Genomic DNA, 18,032 nt, shown 5'->3' on the forward strand with positions numbered 1-18,032 from the left:
AGTCGATAGTAACCTGATAAGAGGCAATCGCAAGCATTATTTATAAAAAAGTGTGGATGCAATCGGTTACGCTCTGTATAATGCCACGGCAATATTTAACCACCCAGGTCAGAGATATTGCCCATGCTACGTATCGCTAAAGAAGCACTGACGTTTGACGACGTCCTCCTCGTTCCCGCTCATTCCACCGTTCTGCCGAATACTGCCGACCTCAGCACGCAGTTAACCAAAACCATTCGCCTGAACATTCCTATGCTCTCCGCGGCAATGGACACCGTGACTGAAGCGCGCCTGGCTATCGCCCTGGCTCAGGAAGGCGGCATTGGCTTTATTCATAAAAACATGTCTATCGAGCGTCAGGCGGAAGAAGTTCGCCGCGTGAAGAAGCATGAATCTGGCATCGTTACCGACCCACAAACCGTTCTGCCAACCACCACCCTGCGCGAAGTGAAAGAGCTGACCGAGCGTAACGGTTTTGCTGGCTATCCGGTTGTCACCTCCGATAACGAACTGGTGGGCATCATCACTGACCGTGACGTGCGTTTCGTCACCGACCTGAACCAGCCAGTCAGCGTTTATATGACCCCTAAAGAGCGTCTGGTCACCGTACGTGAAGGTGAATCCCGCGACGTGGTCTTCGCCAAAATGCACGAAAAACGTGTTGAAAAAGCGCTGGTTGTGGACGACAGCTTCCACCTGCGCGGCATGATCACCGTTAAAGACTTCCAGAAAGCAGAACGTAAACCGAACGCCTGTAAAGATGAGCATGGCCGTCTGCGCGTTGGCGCGGCGGTGGGCGCTGGTGCGGGCAACGAAGAGCGTGTTGATGCGCTGGTTGCGGCGGGCGTTGACGTGCTGCTGATCGACTCTTCTCACGGCCACTCCGAGGGCGTGCTCCAGCGTATTCGTGAGACCCGTGCTAAATACCCTGACCTGCAGATCATCGGCGGTAACGTGGCAACCGGCGCGGGCGCGCGTGCCCTGGCTGAAGCGGGCTGTAGCGCAGTGAAAGTGGGTATCGGCCCAGGCTCCATCTGTACCACCCGTATTGTGACCGGCGTGGGCGTTCCGCAGATCACTGCGGTATCCGACGCGGTAGAAGCGCTGGAAGGCACCGGTATTCCGGTTATCGCTGACGGCGGTATCCGTTTCTCTGGCGATATCGCGAAAGCGATCGCGGCCGGTGCGGCAGCGGTAATGGTGGGCTCCATGCTGGCCGGTACCGAAGAGTCTCCGGGCGAAATCGAACTGTTCCAGGGCCGTTCTTACAAATCTTACCGTGGGATGGGTTCTCTGGGCGCGATGTCCAAAGGCTCCTCCGACCGCTACTTCCAGACCGACAACGCTGCTGACAAACTGGTGCCGGAAGGTATCGAAGGCCGCGTGGCCTATAAAGGCTACCTGAAAGAGATCATCCATCAGCAGATGGGCGGCCTGCGCTCCTGTATGGGCCTGACCGGCTGTGGTACTATCGACCTGTTACGTACCAAAGCGGAGTTTGTACGTATCAGCGGTGCGGGTATCCAGGAAAGCCACGTTCACGACGTGACCATCACCAAAGAGTCCCCGAACTACCGCATGGGCTCCTGATAAATTTCCACGCCCGGCTATAAGCCGGGCGATTTTGTTTCACTTGCCTCGGAATTAGCGTCAATGACGGAAAATATTCATAAACATCGCATTCTCATTCTGGATTTCGGTTCGCAGTACACTCAGCTGGTGGCACGTCGCGTACGTGAGCTGGGCGTTTACTGTGAACTGTGGGCGTGGGATGTCACGGAAGCACAGATTCGCGAATTCAACCCAAGCGGTATCATTCTCTCTGGCGGCCCGGAAAGCACCACCGAAGATAACAGCCCGCGCGCGCCGCAGTATGTGTTCGAAGCCGGTGTGCCGGTGTTCGGCGTCTGCTACGGCATGCAGACCATGGCGATGCAGTTGGGTGGCCATGTAGAAGGTTCCAACGAACGTGAGTTCGGCTATGCACAGGTTGAAGTACAGACCGACAGCGCCCTGATCCGCGGTATCGAAGACTCCCTGACCGCCGACGGCAAAGCGCTGCTGGATGTCTGGATGAGCCACGGCGATAAAGTCACCGCTATCCCGTCCGACTTCGTGACCGTTGCCAGCACCGAAAGCTGCCCGTTTGCCATCATGGCGAACGAAGAGAAGCGCTTCTACGGCGTACAGTTCCACCCGGAAGTGACCCATACCCGTCAGGGCCTGCGCATGCTGGAGCGTTTTGTCATCGACATCTGCCAGTGTGAAGCGCTGTGGACGCCAGCAAAAATCATCGACGACGCCGTGGAACGTATCCGCCAGCAGGTGGGTGACGACAAAGTGATCCTCGGTCTGTCCGGCGGCGTTGACTCCTCCGTGACCGCGATGCTGCTGCACCGCGCTATCGGCAAAAACCTGACCTGTGTCTTCGTCGACAATGGACTGCTGCGCCTGAACGAAGCCCAGCAGGTGATGGACATGTTCGGCGACCACTTCGGTCTGAACATCGTTCACGTGGAAGGCGAACAGCGCTTCCTGGACGCGCTGGCGGGTGAAAACGATCCGGAAGCCAAACGTAAAATCATTGGCCGCGTCTTCGTTGAAGTGTTCGACGAAGAAGCGCTGAAGCTGGAAGAGGTGAAGTGGCTGGCGCAGGGCACCATCTACCCTGACGTGATCGAATCCGCGGCATCCGCCACCGGTAAAGCACACGTCATCAAATCTCACCACAACGTGGGCGGCCTGCCGAAAGAGATGAAGATGGGTCTGGTTGAACCGCTGCGTGAGCTGTTCAAAGACGAAGTGCGTAAGATCGGCCTAGAGCTTGGCCTGCCGTACGACATGCTCTACCGTCACCCGTTCCCGGGGCCAGGTCTGGGCGTTCGCGTGCTGGGCGAAGTGAAGAAAGAGTACTGCGACCTGCTGCGTCGTGCCGATGCGATCTTCATCGAAGAGCTGCACAAAGCCGACCTGTACAACAAGGTAAGCCAGGCGTTCACCGTCTTCCTGCCGGTTCGCTCTGTAGGCGTAATGGGCGATGGCCGTAAGTACGACTGGGTTGTCTCCCTGCGTGCGGTGGAAACCATCGACTTTATGACTGCCCACTGGGCGCACCTGCCGTATGACTTCCTGGGTCGCGTATCCAACCGTATTATCAACGAAGTGAACGGTATTTCCCGCGTGGTGTATGACATCAGCGGTAAGCCACCAGCGACGATTGAGTGGGAATAATTCCCGCCTGTTAAGCGCTGATAAATCAAGCCCGCATCGCGCGGGCTTTTTATTGCCTGTCTCATTTCACCGCTTGCTCAATCACCCGGGCAATCTTCTCCGGCTGACTCACCATCGACACATGGCTTGCCGCCACCTCGCTGGTTTTGGCATCAATCGCTTTCGCCATTGCCCGCTCCAGATCCGGGTTGATCATCCGGTCACTCTTGCTGACGACATACCAGCTCGGTTTATCGTGCCAGGCTGCATGCGTGACCTTTTCTGCAAAGGCATCCGCACGGATCGGGCCCTGAGTGGCGGTCAGCCTGTTTTGCTCATTAGCCTTAATGTCCGGCGCAAAATCCTGGCGTACCGATTTGGCCGGCAAATAGAGAAAACCGTCCGCGGTTTTGGCGATGCCTGCGCTGCCCGGCGGGGCGGGGTAGCTCCCCACCAGATCCGCCGTCGACTTGCCCGAGTCCGGGGCAAACGCCGCCACGTAAACCAGCGCTTTGACTCGCGCATCGTTACCCGCCTCGCTAATCACCGTCCCGCCCCATGAGTGGCCTACCAGCACCACATCCCCGTGGGCCCGGGCAACAGCGCGTTGGGTTGCGGCGACATCATCTTTCAGTGAGGTGAGCGGCAGCTGAACGGCAATGACCTCGGTATGTTGGTGTTGCAGCTTGTCGATCACGTGGTTCCAGCTGCTGCCGTCGGCAAACGCGCCGTGCACCAGAACGACGGTTTTATTATTCGCCAGCGCGGAGCCGCTGGTGGCGGCCAGCAGCAGGCCCACCGCAACGGTATGGATAGACACTTTTTTCATGGTTACGCCTCAGCGATAAATATCGGCGGTACCGGACAGGGTATTATTCCCCCCGGCGGAGGTAATACGAAACGCGCTGGCGCCCGCTTTATCGGCTTTAGCCTGCAGTTTTGCCTCCAGATCCGCCAGCGACGTCGCCCCGCTGCTGTCGGAAACGGTGCCGATCTTTTGCTCTCCCTGAGGCTGGTTAATTTCCTGGGCGGCGAAAGCGGAAGAGGCCATTGCGGCAGTGAAGGTCAGGACAGCAATCAGTAATGTTTTCATGGTTTAAATCCTCAAAAATAGGTCAGGGGTTGCGTTCAGTGCATAACCGCGGCATGCGGCGGCACGGTAAATTCAATGGTTTTACGATCAACAGGTTTATGGGTTGGGTCGGCGAGAATAAGGGTCACCTTGTGATGGCCTGCGGGCAGTCCCACCAGAATGACCGGCTCGCCGCTGGCGTCGGCCCAGTGCCAGGGGTTGTCATCCACGATGACGTGGATATGGCCGATGCGCGGCGTCACTTTCAACGCCTCGGGTCCGAACACCGGTTCAATGCGCATGTTCTCTGCGCGGTATTGAATAAAGACCGCGCCTTTACTCAGCGGACCCGCCAGCGGCGGATCCACAATCAGCTTCGCCGGAGGCTGGGGCTGTTCGAGCGGTGCGACGGCAGCAGGGCCATTCACATCCGCGGCACTAAGCCCGCTTAACGGCGCAGCCCAGGTACAGCCTGATGACAAGGCGAACAGCGTGAGCAGGATATTTCGATGCATCATCCGGGTATCTCCTCTTCAGGTAATCAGTGACGACAGGTACAGAAAACCATTTTTATGTATCGGGTCTGTTTGCTGTGGGCGGCTTTTTTGTATGGCTGCGTAAGCAGGGCGGCGTGGATACAGTGCGATACATTCCGCGCATGCGCAGGGCTGTTTCTGCTGGCATGGTGTCTGCAGAGGCACCCGGGTGGGTGCTAAAGCAAACAGGAGAACGACCATCATGAATCACGAAAAAGTAGCGTTGGTTTTCGGCGGGGCGCGCGGGATCGGAGCGGCCATTGCGGCGCGACTGGCGCACGAGGGTTATCGGGTTGCCATTACCTGGGTATCACGCCCGGACCGGGCGCAGGCGCTGGTCTCAACGATTGAGCAACAGGGCGGTCAGGCGATAGCCATTGAAGCCGACAGCGCAGACGCGAAGGCTATCCAGGCCGCGGTGGATAAGACATTACGACAGTACGGCAGGCTGGATGTCGCGGTGGTGAACGCGGGTGTGCTTCGCCTCGGTACGATTGAGGAGTATGCCATTGCTGATCTGGATACCACCCTGGCGGTCAACGTACGCGGTGTCTTCCTTGCCATTCAGGCAGCGGTGAAGCCGATGGCAGAAGGGGGGAGGATTATCACCATCGGCAGTAATACGGCGGTGCGTACCGGCCATGCGGGCAGTAGCGTGTATGCCATGAGCAAAGCGGCAGTCGCCTCGATGGTGCAGAACCTCGCGCTGGATCTGGCGCCACGGCGAATCACCATTAACAACATCCAGCCGGGGCCCATCGCCACCGATATGACCGCCGGGATGGCGGAGCAGATCGTCGGTAGCATTCCGTTGCAAAGAATGGGCGAGCCGGACGAAATCGCCTCGCTGGCGGCCTGGCTTGCCGGGACGTCATCCGGCTACATGACCGGGGCAAGCCTGACCATCGACGGTGGCTTTGTGCTCTAGTCGCTAAGGTCAGGGATGCCCTCAGCATGGCGCGATGCCTGACCCTTAACGATAGCCACCGCCAGCCCGGCAATCACCAGCGTCAGCCCCCACGACAGCCACATCGCCCCAATCGTCCCTAAAGCGCGATTCAGCCACGCATAGGCCAGCGGGGAAGCCGCCGCCATCAGCTGGGCCGGGATCAGCAGCACGCCGGTGCGTCTGGCGTACTCTTCAGGGGCAAACAGCTGCAACGGCAGCGTAGCTTTGACGATGGTCACCAGCCCATTAATCGCCCCGTAGCCCAGCACAAAACCGGCGGCAGACCAGAGGAAAAGCGTACTGCTCAGGCCGAGCATAAAGCAGACCGGCATGGCAAGCGCGGTGAGTAGCGTCAGGCGCAGCGGGGTAAGTCCCGCTCCGGCCACCACCTCCAGGAACCGCGCCCCGGTCTGCCCAATTCCCCATAACATGCCGATGGTCACCGGCAGGCCGACGCTGGCGATAAATTCCGGCAGATGGGTCGAGGTGCCGTTAGAGACAAAGGTGATGAGCGCGATAAACGCGGCGTACAGCCAGCTGTTGCGCCGATCCTCTCCCACGGCACGGGTGGCGGGTTTGTTGGCTAGAGGGTGAGTATGATTGGGTAGCGACAGGGTTAACGCGGCGCTCAGCAGGCCGAACAGAGCATAGATCAGCAGCGCTTCACGCCAGCTCATGACCATGAGCAGTGCCTCTCCCAGCGGCCAGAACACCACCGAGGCCAGCCCGCCGGCCAGCGTCACGCGGGAGATCGTTCGCCGCGCCTGTTGACCGTAAAGATTAACCAGCGCCGCAAACAGTGCGTCGTACAGCGACAGGCGCATACCGATGCCAGTTAACACCCAGGCGCTGTACCAGGTAATAAGCGAGTGCGTGTAAGCCATGAGCAGACAACTCAAGGCGATCAGCAGGGAGCCGGTCATCACCACGCGCTGGCCGCCGATCCGCGCCAGTAAGCGGGCGACAAACGGCGAGAGGGCAGCCATCACCAGCATGGCGAGCGTCAGGCCCGAGTAGATTTGCGCTGATGACCAGCCGGTATCCGCTGATATCGCCCGGGCAAAGGTGCCCGGCATATAAAAAGAGATCCCCCAATTGATAAGCTGGTTACAGCCGGTAGTGAGGGAGAGGGCGCGGGGCAGGGCAGGGTTTTTCATTATCTTTCATTCCATCAGGGCGTTATGCTGAGCATATCGGTTGCATCAGGACCCTGGCAGGCCGGTGCGTTTATGGCTCCTATAAGGGAAACTTTGTGATGACGACGCTGAATCTGGGACAGCTGGCGACCTTTCGCCTGGTGGTGCAGCGGGGCAGTTTTTCTGCCGCGGCGGATCTGCTGGGACTTTCACAACCGGCCGTCAGTCTGCAGATCCGCCAGCTGGAGCAGTTTCTGCAGGCGCGATTAATTGAGCGTACCGGGCGGGGGATTAAAGCCACGGCGGCCGGGCTGGCGCTGTTGACTCACGGCGAGCGGATCGAGCAAGCGGTGGACGAGACAATCCGGGCAGTGGCCGCGTTCAGCCATGAGGTGAGTGGAACGGTAACCATCGGAATGGGGGCTACGGCCTGTATTCATCTTTTGCCGCCTCTGTTGCAGCAGCTGCGTCAGGAACATCCGCTGCTGCGGGTTGGCGTCACCACCGGTAATACCCTGGAGATTGTTCGCGCTATCGAGGAGAACCGTCTCGATCTGGGGCTGGTGACACTCCCGGCTGCCGGTTCTGCGCTGGCGATCGCGCCGGTAATGGATGAGGAATTTGTCTTTATCGCCGCCGGGGGAGAGCAGGAAGAGTTCGGCATGCTGACCGCAGAGCATCTGCAGGATCAGCCCTTTATCGCGTTTAGTGCGGGAAGCAGCACGCGTACGGTTATCGACGCCTGGTTCCAGGCAAGCGGCGTGGAGGTGCAGCCGGTGATGCAGTCCGGCAGCATCGAAGCGATCAAGCGTATGGTTCGTGTCGGGCTGGGGTACAGCATTATTCCCCGAATGGCGGTCGCCTGCGCGCAGGACAGGCAGGGATTATGCGTACAGTCGCTTACGCCGGTATTACAGCGCCAGCTGGCTATCGTTATGCGTCAGGACAAAATACTGAGCAGAGGAATGAGCGAAATTATTCGTTTATTACAAACCGCAGAATAATTAAATTAACCAATAAAAACCAAACGATTAATTAATTGTCGATGTGGAACGCCCGGCGTAATCGACAGAGAGGCTGGATTGCTGGGCCTGTTTTTTCTCCTGATGGTGATACCAGGCACCTATAGAGGAATAGACGAAACGGCCAAGGAAAAAGAAGAAGCTGATTAGCAGTATGATACGCGTCATCCGAGTGTTAAACCGATGTCGTCTTCGCATACGTGTGGCCTGACTCACTGTTGTTTTCCTGATAATACCCTGCGGGCGGTACGCCATTAAGGCATACGGGGGGGCAGGGGTCAATTAATTGTAATGTAAAATTCCGTCAACAACTCACTTACTCAATGTTATGTATAATAATTAGTTTATTTACGCCATTGATAATTAGCACAAAAGTAGGGTTAAAAAATGTGAATCTTATTTATCGAAATTACTATTTTTGATTTAAGTCAAATGTCACTCGCCGTTGGTAACTAAAATCTTTATTCCTTTTCGTGTAATCGTTATTTCGTCTGCACGGCAACAGCGTCAGGTTGGATGCCTGTCTGAACTACCCCTGGACGAGCGGGTTTACTATGGCATCTATGACTATTTTCTCGTTATACAAAAAATACAAAGATCACTGGTGGGCGCTGCCGTTGCTTCTGCCGATCGTGCTGCTGCCCATTGCGCGCTTAGCCACTACCTACACCCAGGTTCAGGGGAGTCTGGTGGTGCTCTATTATATGCCGCTGGCGTTGTTACTTGCCTTCATGCTGTTTTATGGGTTGGCGGCAGTGCCTGGCATTATGGTTGCGCTCTTCCTGCACTATTATCCCTCGATTGGCGGCTACGAAACGGCCATTGCCATTGCGCATTTCCTGATCCCAATCTCCCTCAGTTGGGGTGGATATCGGGTCTTTACTCCCCGACGTAATATGACCGCCTATGGCGACCCACGGCTTATCGCGCAGCGGATGTTCTGGCAGATGTTCTGCCCGGCCTCGCTTTTCCTGCTGCTGTTTCAGTTCGCGGTTTACCTCGGCGTTTACCAGACGCGGTTTGACCTGGCCGGTATCAGTACCCCCCGGATCCGCTCGCTGATTAACTATCAGGGGTTAATGGTTGGCTGCCTGACGGGGGTGCCGTTCTGCTATGTGATCATCCGTATCCTCCGTCATCCCCGCTATCTGCGCAGCCTGATATCGCAGATGAGGGGCCAGATAGACCGCAAAGTATCGCTGACAGAAGTCGTCATCTGGGTGCTGATCAACAGCGCATTACTGGCCTTGCTGTTATGGCCGATCAACGAAAACAGCAGCATCTTCAGTACCAACTACACGCTGTCGCTGCTGATGCCGGTCATGCTGTGGGGATCGATGCGCTTCGGTTATAAGCTGATGTCCCTGATCTGGACGCCAGTGCTGATCGTCTCTATTCACTATTTTTACCGCTACATCCCCTGGTCACAGGGATACGATATCCAGCTCACCATTACCTCCTCCAGTTATCTGGTCTTTACCTTCGTGGTGGTCTATATGGCGGTGCTGGCGACCCGACAGCGGGCCATCAATATCCGCGCCAGACGGCTGGCGTTTCTCGACCCGGTGGTGCATATGCCTAACCTGCGGGCGCTTAACCGCGCGCTGGGCAAAAAGCCCTGGTCGGTGCTCTGTTTCTTGCGCATCCCTGAGCTGGAAGTGCTGGGGCGTAACTATGGGGTATTGCTGCGTATTCAGTACAAACAGAAGCTGGCCGCCTGGCTGAGCGACTCTCTGCAGCCGGACGAGTGCGTATATCAGATGTCGGGTCACGATCTGGTGTTGCGGCTGGATACCGAGTCACATCAGTCCCGCATTGAAGAGCTGGATCTGCAGATCAAACGTTTCCGCTTCCTCTGGGACGGCATGCCGCTTCAGCCGCAGGTAGGGGTTAGCTACTGTTATGTGCGCTCCCCGGTGGTACATCTCTATCTGCTGTTGGGTGAACTGGGTACCATTGCCGATCTCTCTCTGGCGACCAACCACCCGGAAAACCTGCAGCAGCGGGGCGCAATCAACCTGCAACGCGGTTTGAAAGACAAAGTCGCGATGATGAATCGCGTGCAGCGGGCGCTGGAAAAAGATGAGTTTACCCTACTGGCGCAGCCCGTACAGGGCATCCGCGGCGATAGCTATCACGAGATACTGCTCCGTCTGCAAAATGGTGATGCCGGGCTGATCTCGCCCGATATTTTTCTGCCTGTTGCCCAGGAGTTTGGCCTTTCGTCGCGAATTGATCTGCTGGTGCTGGAGAAGACGCTCAAGTTTATGGCGGAGAACCGCGAAGCGTTTCCGGGGCAGCGGTTTGCCATCAACCTTTCGCCAACCTCTATCTGCCGGGCCCAGCTGCCGCTTGAGGTCAGCCGGATGTTGCAAAAATATGCTATTGAGAGCTGGCAACTGATCTTCGAGATCACCGAAAGCAGCAGTTTTGGCAACGCCGGGCTGGCGATGCAGACCGTGAATCATCTGCAGCAGATGGGGTGCCGGATTGCCATTGATGATTTTGGTACCGGCTACGCCAGCTATGCGCGGCTGAAAAACGTGAATGCCGATATCCTGAAAATCGACGGCAGCTTTATTCGTAACATCGTCAGCAATAGCCTGGATTACCAGATTGTCGCCTCAATTTGTCATCTTGCGCGGATGAAAAAGATGCTGGTGGTGGCGGAGTATGTCGAAAGCGAAGAGATCCGCCACGCCGCTGAAGAACTGGGCATTGACTATTTTCAGGGCTATTTGATTGGCAAACCCGTGCCGCTGGAGAGTCTGCTTAGGGTTGAGGCGCTCGGTATGAGCGCCTGACGGGAGGATTACGCGGCGACGTGCGGGGAGTGCTCTTCTTCAATTTTCAGGCACCAACCGGTGACGGCGCTCCAGTACTGTTGCTCTTTTTCCAGATCCAGCAGTACCAGCGCGTTCTGGCTAAACCAGTCATGCGGGAAACTTAGCGTCCAGTGGTTATCGTCCGTGGTGAGCGTCAGCGTTGGTGGCGTCGTGGTCGCCTGGCGCTGGTTGTTGAGCAACACGCCCAGACGTAACAGCTGGATCAGCGGCAGGAACTGTTTTTTCTTGAACAGCGTAAAGCGCGGCAACTCGTCCAGCTTAACGGCTTTACGATGATAGCGCACCAGCGAGGCCATCATGGTCTGCTGCTCCTGGTTGAAGCCTGGCAGGTCGCTGTGTTGCAGAATGTAAGCCGAATGACGGTGCATCCCGCTGTGGTTGATATTGAGCCCCACCTCATGCAGCATCGCCGCCCATTTAAGCAGAGCCGCCAGCTGCGGATGCGCCAGTTTCGGGTTCTGGGCTTCCCACTGATCATACATTTGGGTCGTGGTTTCCAGCACGCGTCTGGCCTGTTCGCGGTCAATATTGTACTGGTTGGCGAGGCTTTGCGCGGTGCGGCTGCGAATATCCTGATGACGGAAACGGCCTTCCATCTCATACAGCACGCCTTCGCGCAGCGCGCCGTCGGAAAGACGCAGCTCACGAATGGCCAGCGCATCGAACACGCCGCACAGGATCGCCAGACCCGGCACAAACACCGCTTTGCGCTCTTCGGAGAGACCCGGCAGGCTCAGGGCGTTAAAGCTTTTATGCTTGAGCACCTCTTCCATCAGCCTGGTCAGGCGCTCAGGGGTAATAAAGCCATCTTTTTCGCCCATCTCCACCAGCACTTCGTGTGCCGCTTTGATCGTACCCGAGGCGCCAAGCGCCACGTTCCAGCCCTGCAGACGGTATTGCCAGGCGAGGGACTCCAGCTTCTGTACTGCGGCCATGCGCGCGCGCTGGAAGTTCTCCCGGCTGATTGTCCCGCCCGGGAAATAGAGTTGGGCAAAGCTGACACAGCCCATCCGGCGGCTTTCAACCAGGTGCGGTTCAAAGTTTTCGCCGATCACCAGCTCCGTCGAGCCGCCGCCAATATCAATCACCAGCTTGCGGCCTTTTTCGGGTTGCGTATGCTCCACACCCATAAAAATCAGACGGGCTTCTTCGTTACCCGAAATGATTTCGATAGGGTAGGGGATCACCTTTTCCGCGCGCTTTAAAAATTCCGTCGCGTTCGCGGCCTGGCGCAGGGTATGCGTTCCGACAATGCAGACGCTCGACGGGGTGAAACCCTGCAGGCGTTCAGCAAACAGCGACAGGCAGTTCAGCCCGCGCTCCATCGCCTCTTCGCTGAGCATATTGTCCGCACCCAGGCCGTCAGCCAGGTGGACGCGCTGCTTCAGACGACCGATGATCTGCATTGCGCCATCCACCTCACGGGCGATGACCATGTGGAAGCTGTTAGAACCAAGGTCGACTGCAGCAAACTCCTGCGGTCGTGGGGTCTTATCGTTTATCGGCATAGGTTAATCGGGTTGCTCGAGTGATTTGATATAGTCGTAAATCGCCAGCTGTGCCCGTACTTTACGGCGATTGCCGCGCGGCACATAGCGGTTACTCAGTTCTTTATCGACATAACGTGCTTTTACAGTATCACTTAACAACAGGTCGATAATATCAAGAATTTGTTGCTTCAGCCGCGGATCGAGCAGCGGGGCCGCTACTTCAATTCGGTAATCGATGTTTCGCGTCATCCAGTCGGCGGAAGAGAGGTAGACGCGTTTATCGCCGCCGTTCTCAAAAATATAGATCCGATCGTGCTCAAGATAGCGATCGACGATGCTGATGACGCGAATATTTTCACTGATGCCCTCAAGATCGGGGATCAGCGAGCACATGCCGCGGATCAGCAGATTAACCTGAACTCCCGAACTGGAGGCGGCATACAGGCGATCCACCAGCCCTTTATCGACCAGGTTATTCAGCTTAAGCGTAATGCCGGCTGGCTGGCCGTTTTGCGCGTTGGCGATCTCGCGGTCGATCATGTCATACAGCAGGCGACGGGAGTTCTGCGGGGAGACCAGCAGATAGTCGAAGCTGACCGGGCGATACGGGTTTTCGATAAAGTTAAATACCCGACGCACCTCGTTGGTGATCCGCGCATCGGCAGTGAGCAGCGAGTAGTCGGTATAGATGCGCGCGGTCTTCTCATTGAAGTTACCGGTGCCGATATGAGCATAACGCACCACGTCATCGCCCTCTTTACGGGAGATGAGGAACAGCTTGGCGTGGATCTTCAGCCCTGGGGCTGAGAAGATCACGTGCACGCCCGCTTCGGTCAGACGACGGGCCCAGTGGATGTTGGCCTCTTCATCGAAACGTGCCTGCAGCTCCACCACCACGGTCACTTTTTTGCCGTTGTGGGCAGCGTGGATCATCGCATCGATGATGCGGGAATCTTTCGCCACGCGGTAGATGTTGATTTTAATCGCCAGCACGTTGGGGTCGAACGACGCCTGGCGCATCAGCTCCAGCACATGCTCAAAGGTATGGTACGGATAGTAGAGCAGGACATCGCGCTCGCGAATGGCGTCGAAGCCGTTGCGGAACTTATCAAACCAGATATGGCGCAGGCGCGGCAGCGGTTTGTTCACCAGGTTGGCTTTGCCGACGTTCGGGAAGCCGATAAAGTCTTTGAAGTTGTGATAGCGACCGCCCGGCACGATGGAGTCGTAGCGGGAGATGGTCAGCTTTTCGCGCAGCATATCGACCATGGCATCGGGCATATCGCGCTGATACACAAAGCGCACCGGCTCCGCCGTCAGACGCTGCTTGAGGCTGGAGGACATCAGCTCCATCAGGCTGGCCTCCATCTCGTGCACCAGGTCGTACTCGGCATCGCGGGTCATCTTCATGGAATAGGCGTTCAGGGCGTCGTAATCGAAGAAGCCTTTGAAGATGTCGTCCAGGCAGTAGCGCAGGATGTTATCCAGCAGGATCATCGGCTTGCGGCGGCGCGGCGTCTCCGGCGGCAGGTTGACGAAGCGCGGCACTTTGTCTGACGGGATCTCCAGCAGCGCATAGCGGATGCTGTCGCCGCGGATAATCTCCACCGCCAGATAGGTGTAGTCATCTTTCAGGAACTGCACCAGATCGGTTTCGCGGTTAATCAGAATCGGGGTGATGTGCTGGCGCAGATACTGTTTGAAATAGTGGCGCAGCCAGCTCTGCTGGTTAACCGAGAGTTGCCGCTCGTTAATCAGGAAGATTTGATTACGCGCCATCTCCAGCAGCAGTTCGTTATACAGGCTGTCAAATTCCTGATCGGCTTTCAGGACCCTGGACTGGATCTTGCCCAGCAGATGACGCGAATTCGAGTTTAAACCCTGCTCTTCGCTAATGATGATTCGACGCTTCAGTTCAGCAAAGCGAACTTTATAGAACTCGTCCAGGTTATTGGAGTAAATCCCCAGAAAACGCATGCGCTCAATCAGCGGGTTACTTTTGTCGGCCGCTTCCTGAAGCACGCGCTCGTTGAATGCTAACCAGCTTAGCTCTTTCTCGATGTATAACTTTTCCTGACCCATTACTACTCACACTCCAGTTCAATCACAGGACGTGGTAAATCCGTCTCGCCTTTATTATGGCGAGCATTTCCACAATATGTCCAACTGTGTCAGAAAAGTATGACAGTTAAATTTTTTCTTGAGGAATAATAGAGCGTTGGCGGGGCAAAAGGTGCTGTAGGCCGGGTAAGCGATAGCGCCACCCGGCAAAAGTTTACTCTTCCGCCGCATGGCCTTGCGGGGGTAACGGCGCGCCATCCAGCCAGGCGGCGCCGTCGCGCATTTCAAGACGGCCATCAACAAACCAGCTTACCACCAGCGGGTAGATAGCGTGCTCCTGGGTCTGCACCCGGGCGGTCACATCCTCTTCGCTGTCACCTTCAAACACCGGCACTTTCGCCTGCAGGATCACCGGGCCACCGTCCAGTTCGTCGGTAACGAAATGGACCGAGGTGCCGTGCTCCTGGTCGCCATTGCCCAGCACCTGACGGTGGGTATTCAGGCCGGGATATTTTGGCAGCAGGGAAGGGTGGATATTGAGCAGACGTCCGGCATAGTGCGCGACAAACGCCGGGCTTAAGATCCGCATGTAGCCAGCCAGCACCACCACGTCCGGGGCGTAGGCGTCAATCTCCTGCACCAATTCGCGGTCAAAAGCCTCGCGGCTGGCAAACTGGGCGGCGCTGAGCGCATGCGCGGCAATGCCCGCGTCGCGGGCACGCTCAAGGCCGTATGCATCGGCCTTGTTACTGAATACTGCGCGGAGGGTGCCGTTGATCTTCTTCTGTTTGCAGGCATCGATGATAGCCTGCAAATTACTTCCGTTACCGGAAATGAGCACCACTATATTTTTCATTCAATGACCACACGCTGTTCGGAATCAGACGCTTTGATGATACCGATTTTCCACGCGTTTTCACCTTTCGCCTGCAGCAGCGCCAGGGCATTGTCCACTTCGCTTGCCGGCAGGGCGATAACCATCCCCACGCCGCAGTTGAAGGTGCGATACATCTCGTGATCGCTGACGTTACCGGCATCCTGCAACCAGTTGAATACTGCTGGCCACTGCCAGGAGGATTCGTCGATCACCGCCTGGGTGTTATCCGGCAGTACGCGCGGAATATTTTCCCAGAAGCCGCCGCCGGTCAGGTGGGCAATCGCGTGAACGTCCACATTCTCAATCAGCTCCAGAATGGATTTCACGTAGATACGGGTCGGTTCGAGCAGGTGATCGGCAAGCGGTTTGCCTTCCAGCTCGGTGGTCAGCGGGTCGCAGCCGCTCACTTCAACAATTTTACGCACCAGGGAGTAGCCGTTAGAGTGCGGGCCACTGGAGCCCAGCGCAATCAGCACGTCGCCGTCGGTCACTTTGCTGCCGTCAATGATCTCTGATTTTTCGACAACGCCCACGCAGAAGCCAGCCACGTCGTAATCGTCGCCGTGATACATGCCCGGCATTTCAGCGGTTTCACCGCCCACCAGCGCACAACCAGACTGCAGACAGCCTTCGGCGATACCGCTGATGACGCTGGCTGCGGTGTCGACGTCCAGCTTGCCGGTCGCGTAGTAGTCGAGGAAGAACAGCGGCTCAGCGCCCTGAACCACCAGGTCGTTCACGCACATGGCGACCAGGTCAACACCGATGGTGTCGTGGCGTTTCAGATCCATCGCCAGACGCAGCTTGGTGCCCACGCCGTCGGTGCCTGAGACCAGAACCGGTTCACGATATTTTTGTGGCAGCGCGCACAGGGCGCCGAATCCTCCCAGCCCACCCATCACTTCCGGGCGGCGGGTTTTTTTAACTACCCCTTTGATACGGTCAACCAGCGCATTACCTGCGTCAATATCTACACCGGCATCTTTGTAGCTGAGAGAAGTTTTGTTGGTCACGGCTCAAGTCCCCACGCGATTGCATTGCGATATAAGAAAAATCGGCGCAATTCTAACAGTCCAGGCAAACGTTTGCGAGCCCATTCTGCAACAGAAAATTGTGCGCTTGAAAATCGAGTAAAAATCGCCCCTTAGCATACAAACTTGAACCCGTTCACGAAAATGAAACCGGGTACATTCTTATTCTTGCAACCCTACCAGTGAATGCACATCATTTCACTGAAACCGGTTTCTGTACTCTTTTTTGCCGATAATTAACGCTGAATGAGGGATATCGCATGTCAGGATTTAAAGAGGGTTTTCTGTGGGGCGGCGCGGTGGCGGCGCATCAACTTGAAGGCGGCTGGCAGGAGGGCGGGAAGGGCACGAGCGTGGCAGACGTGATGACCGCTGGCGCCCACGGCGTCCCCCGCGAAATTACCGACGGCGTACTGCCGGGCAAAAACTACCCCAACCATGAAGCCATCGATTTCTATCACCGGTACAAAGACGACATCCAGCTGTTCGCAGAAATGGGCTTTAAATGCTTCCGTACCTCGATTGCCTGGACGCGTATTTTCCCGAAAGGCGATGAACAGCAGCCTAACGAGGCGGGGCTCCAGTTTTACGACGATCTGTTTGATGAGTGCCTGAAGCATGGCATCGAGCCGGTGATCACCCTCTCGCACTTCGAAATGCCTTATCACCTGGTGAAAGAGTACGGCGGCTGGCGTAACCGCAAACTGATCGACTTCTTCGTGCGCTTTGCCAGCGTGGTGTTCGAGCGCTATCAGCACAAAGTGAAGTACTGGATGACCTTTAACGAGATCAACAACCAGGCCAACTTCCACGAAGATTTTGCCCCGTTTACCAACTCCGGGCTGAAGTACCAGCCTGGTGAGGATCGTGAGCCGGTGATGTTCCAGGCGGCGCACTATGAGCTGGTGGCCAGCGCCCTGGCGGTAAAAGCCGGACGCGACATCAACCCGTCCCTGCGTATCGGCTGCATGATCGCCATGTGTCCGATCTATCCCCTGACCTGCGCCCCGAACGACATAATGATGGCGATGAACGCCATGCACCGCCGCTACTGGTTCACCGATGTACACGTGCGCGGTGCCTATCCGCAGCATCTGCTGAACTACTTTGCCCGTCGCGGTTTTGCGCTGGATATCACCGAAGAGGATAAAGCGGCGTTGAAGCAGGGCTGCGTGGATTACATCGGCTTCAGCTATTACATGTCGTTTGCCACCAAAGCCACAGAGGACAACCCGCAGCTCGACTACGACGAAAGCAAAAGCCTGGTCTCCAACCCCTATGTACAGAAATCGGACTGGGGCTGGCAGATTGATCCGGTGGGGCTGCGCTACTCCCTGAACTGGTTCTGGGATCACTACCAGCTGCCGCTGTTTATTGTCGAGAACGGGTTTGGCGCCATCGACGTGCTGGAGAGTGACGGCACGGTGAACGACCAGTACCGCATTGACTATCTCAGCGCCCATATCCGTGAGATGAAAAAAGCGGTGGTAGAAGATGGCGTGGATCTGATGGGCTATACCCCGTGGGGCTGTATCGATCTGGTCTCTGCCGGAACGGGCGAGATGAAAAAACGCTATGGCTTTATCTATGTTGATAAAGACAACGAAGGCAACGGCACGCTGAATCGCAGCAAGAAGAAGTCGTTCGCCTGGTATCAGAAGGTGATCGCCAGCAACGGCGAATCGCTTTAAATGTCCACGGCCGGGTGGCGGCTTCGCCTTACCCGGCCTACAAAACCGCAGGCCCGTGCAAGCGCAGCGTCGCCGGGCGAAAACCCGCACAAAAGCCGGCGATCCCCCGCC

At 56.7% G+C, this 18,032-nt stretch carries 15 protein-coding genes; 6 read left to right on the forward strand and 9 right to left on the reverse strand.

Translation table 11 applies throughout. The features are described from left to right. Positions 1-123 precede the first annotated feature (123 nt). Together guaB and guaA are read left to right on the forward strand one after the other, a co-directional pair. Positions 124-1,590 (forward strand): IMP dehydrogenase, encoded by a 1,467-nt coding sequence (guaB, locus tag DVA44_RS06175; RefSeq protein WP_114385981.1) that lies wholly within the window; start codon positions 124-126, stop codon positions 1,588-1,590. A gap of 63 nt (positions 1,591-1,653) precedes the next feature. Further along, positions 1,654-3,231, forward strand: coding sequence for a glutamine-hydrolyzing GMP synthase (gene guaA / locus DVA44_RS06180; protein ID WP_114385982.1), 1,578 nt, complete (start codon positions 1,654-1,656; stop codon positions 3,229-3,231). A gap of 61 nt (positions 3,232-3,292) precedes the next feature. Here guaA and DVA44_RS06185 read toward each other — a convergent pair whose 3' ends face one another. Genes DVA44_RS06185 through DVA44_RS06195 form a run of 3 tightly spaced genes read right to left on the reverse strand, consistent with a single transcriptional unit; the run spans position 3,293 to position 4,800 of the window. Then, positions 3,293-4,039, reverse strand: a complete 747-nt coding sequence (locus DVA44_RS06185; RefSeq protein WP_114385983.1) for an alpha/beta fold hydrolase — start codon at positions 4,037-4,039, stop codon at positions 3,293-3,295. A gap of 9 nt (positions 4,040-4,048) precedes the next feature. Next, entirely contained in the window at positions 4,049-4,303 is a 255-nt protein-coding gene (locus DVA44_RS06190) for a DUF1471 domain-containing protein (RefSeq protein ID WP_103180696.1), read from the reverse strand. 35 nt (positions 4,304-4,338) lie between these two features. Further along, on the reverse strand, positions 4,339-4,800 hold the full coding sequence (locus DVA44_RS06195) for a DUF6130 family protein (protein WP_114385984.1): 462 nt from the start codon (positions 4,798-4,800) through the stop codon (positions 4,339-4,341). A gap of 220 nt (positions 4,801-5,020) precedes the next feature. On the opposite strand from DVA44_RS06195, the gene DVA44_RS06200 reads away from it, so the two are divergent. Then, positions 5,021-5,746 carry an SDR family oxidoreductase gene (locus tag DVA44_RS06200; protein WP_114385985.1) on the forward strand — a complete coding sequence of 242 codons (726 nt, stop codon included), beginning with the start codon at positions 5,021-5,023 and terminating at the stop codon, positions 5,744-5,746. Here DVA44_RS06200 and DVA44_RS06205 read toward each other — a convergent pair. After that, a complete protein-coding gene (locus DVA44_RS06205; protein WP_114385986.1) occupies positions 5,743-6,924 on the reverse strand; it encodes an MFS transporter in 1,182 nt (393 codons plus the stop codon). The two genes, DVA44_RS06200 and DVA44_RS06205, sit on opposite strands and share 4 nt — an antisense overlap. 98 nt (positions 6,925-7,022) lie before the next feature. On the opposite strand from DVA44_RS06205, the gene DVA44_RS06210 reads away from it, so the two are divergent. Further along, positions 7,023-7,907: a LysR family transcriptional regulator gene (locus DVA44_RS06210; protein WP_114385987.1), complete on the forward strand. Its 885-nt coding sequence runs from the start codon at positions 7,023-7,025 to the stop codon at positions 7,905-7,907. Positions 7,908-7,934: 27 nt separating this feature from the next. On the opposite strand, the gene DVA44_RS06215 is transcribed toward DVA44_RS06210, so the two are convergent. After that, positions 7,935-8,141: a YfgG family protein gene (locus DVA44_RS06215; protein WP_103180692.1), complete on the reverse strand. Its 207-nt coding sequence runs from the start codon at positions 8,139-8,141 to the stop codon at positions 7,935-7,937. A gap of 347 nt (positions 8,142-8,488) precedes the next feature. Here DVA44_RS06215 and DVA44_RS06220 point away from each other — a divergent pair, with 347 nt between their 5' ends. Further along, positions 8,489-10,729: an EAL domain-containing protein gene (locus DVA44_RS06220; protein ID WP_114385988.1), complete on the forward strand. Its 2,241-nt coding sequence runs from the start codon at positions 8,489-8,491 to the stop codon at positions 10,727-10,729. 8 nt (positions 10,730-10,737) lie between these two features. Here the strand turns inward: DVA44_RS06220 and ppx are convergent, their stop codons facing one another. From ppx to purM, 4 genes are all read right to left on the reverse strand, one after another. Further along, positions 10,738-12,279 carry an exopolyphosphatase gene (gene ppx, locus DVA44_RS06225; protein WP_114385989.1) on the reverse strand — a complete coding sequence of 514 codons (1,542 nt, stop codon included), beginning with the start codon at positions 12,277-12,279 and terminating at the stop codon, positions 10,738-10,740. A 3-nt stretch (positions 12,280-12,282) separates the two neighbouring features. Continuing rightward, positions 12,283-14,343: a polyphosphate kinase 1 gene (gene ppk1, locus DVA44_RS06230; protein ID WP_114314296.1), complete on the reverse strand. Its 2,061-nt coding sequence runs from the start codon at positions 14,341-14,343 to the stop codon at positions 12,283-12,285. Between the two features lie 193 nt (positions 14,344-14,536). Then, the gene (gene purN, locus DVA44_RS06235) at positions 14,537-15,178 is read right to left on the reverse strand and encodes a phosphoribosylglycinamide formyltransferase (RefSeq protein WP_114385990.1); all 642 of its coding nucleotides are present in this window, start codon (positions 15,176-15,178) and stop codon (positions 14,537-14,539) included. Next, on the reverse strand, positions 15,175-16,212 hold the full coding sequence (gene purM, locus DVA44_RS06240) for a phosphoribosylformylglycinamidine cyclo-ligase (RefSeq protein WP_103824650.1): 1,038 nt from the start codon (positions 16,210-16,212) through the stop codon (positions 15,175-15,177). Before purM ends, purN begins: the two co-directional genes overlap by 4 nt. Before the next feature lie 278 nt (positions 16,213-16,490). On the opposite strand from purM, the gene DVA44_RS06245 reads away from it, so the two are divergent. Next, positions 16,491-17,921 carry a 6-phospho-beta-glucosidase gene (locus tag DVA44_RS06245; RefSeq protein WP_114385991.1) on the forward strand — a complete coding sequence of 477 codons (1,431 nt, stop codon included), beginning with the start codon at positions 16,491-16,493 and terminating at the stop codon, positions 17,919-17,921. Positions 17,922-18,032 lie beyond the last annotated feature (111 nt).

This window comes from Leclercia sp. W17 (assembly GCF_003336325.1).
Taxonomy (GTDB): Bacteria; Pseudomonadota; Gammaproteobacteria; order Enterobacterales; family Enterobacteriaceae; genus Enterobacter.

Excerpts from the sequence above, each read along its gene's own strand:
- DVA44_RS06185 (WP_114385983.1), bottom strand. The coding sequence starts at position 4,039 with ATGAAAAAAGTGTCTATCCATACCGTTGCGGTGGGCCTGCTGCTGGCC.
- purN (WP_114385990.1), bottom strand. The coding sequence starts at position 15,178 with ATGAAAAATATAGTGGTGCTCATTTCCGGTAACGGAAGTAATTTGCAG.
- DVA44_RS06195 (WP_114385984.1), bottom strand. The coding sequence starts at position 4,800 with ATGATGCATCGAAATATCCTGCTCACGCTGTTCGCCTTGTCATCAGGC.
- ppk1 (WP_114314296.1), bottom strand. The coding sequence starts at position 14,343 with ATGGGTCAGGAAAAGTTATACATCGAGAAAGAGCTAAGCTGGTTAGCA.
- ppx (WP_114385989.1), bottom strand. The coding sequence starts at position 12,279 with ATGCCGATAAACGATAAGACCCCACGACCGCAGGAGTTTGCTGCAGTC.
- DVA44_RS06210 (WP_114385987.1), top strand. The coding sequence starts at position 7,023 with ATGACGACGCTGAATCTGGGACAGCTGGCGACCTTTCGCCTGGTGGTG.
- DVA44_RS06205 (WP_114385986.1), bottom strand. The coding sequence starts at position 6,924 with ATGAAAAACCCTGCCCTGCCCCGCGCCCTCTCCCTCACTACCGGCTGT.
- guaB (WP_114385981.1), top strand. The coding sequence starts at position 124 with ATGCTACGTATCGCTAAAGAAGCACTGACGTTTGACGACGTCCTCCTC.
- guaA (WP_114385982.1), top strand. The coding sequence starts at position 1,654 with ATGACGGAAAATATTCATAAACATCGCATTCTCATTCTGGATTTCGGT.
- DVA44_RS06220 (WP_114385988.1), top strand. The coding sequence starts at position 8,489 with ATGACTATTTTCTCGTTATACAAAAAATACAAAGATCACTGGTGGGCG.
- DVA44_RS06190 (WP_103180696.1), bottom strand. The coding sequence starts at position 4,303 with ATGAAAACATTACTGATTGCTGTCCTGACCTTCACTGCCGCAATGGCC.
- DVA44_RS06245 (WP_114385991.1), top strand. The coding sequence starts at position 16,491 with ATGTCAGGATTTAAAGAGGGTTTTCTGTGGGGCGGCGCGGTGGCGGCG.
- DVA44_RS06200 (WP_114385985.1), top strand. The coding sequence starts at position 5,021 with ATGAATCACGAAAAAGTAGCGTTGGTTTTCGGCGGGGCGCGCGGGATC.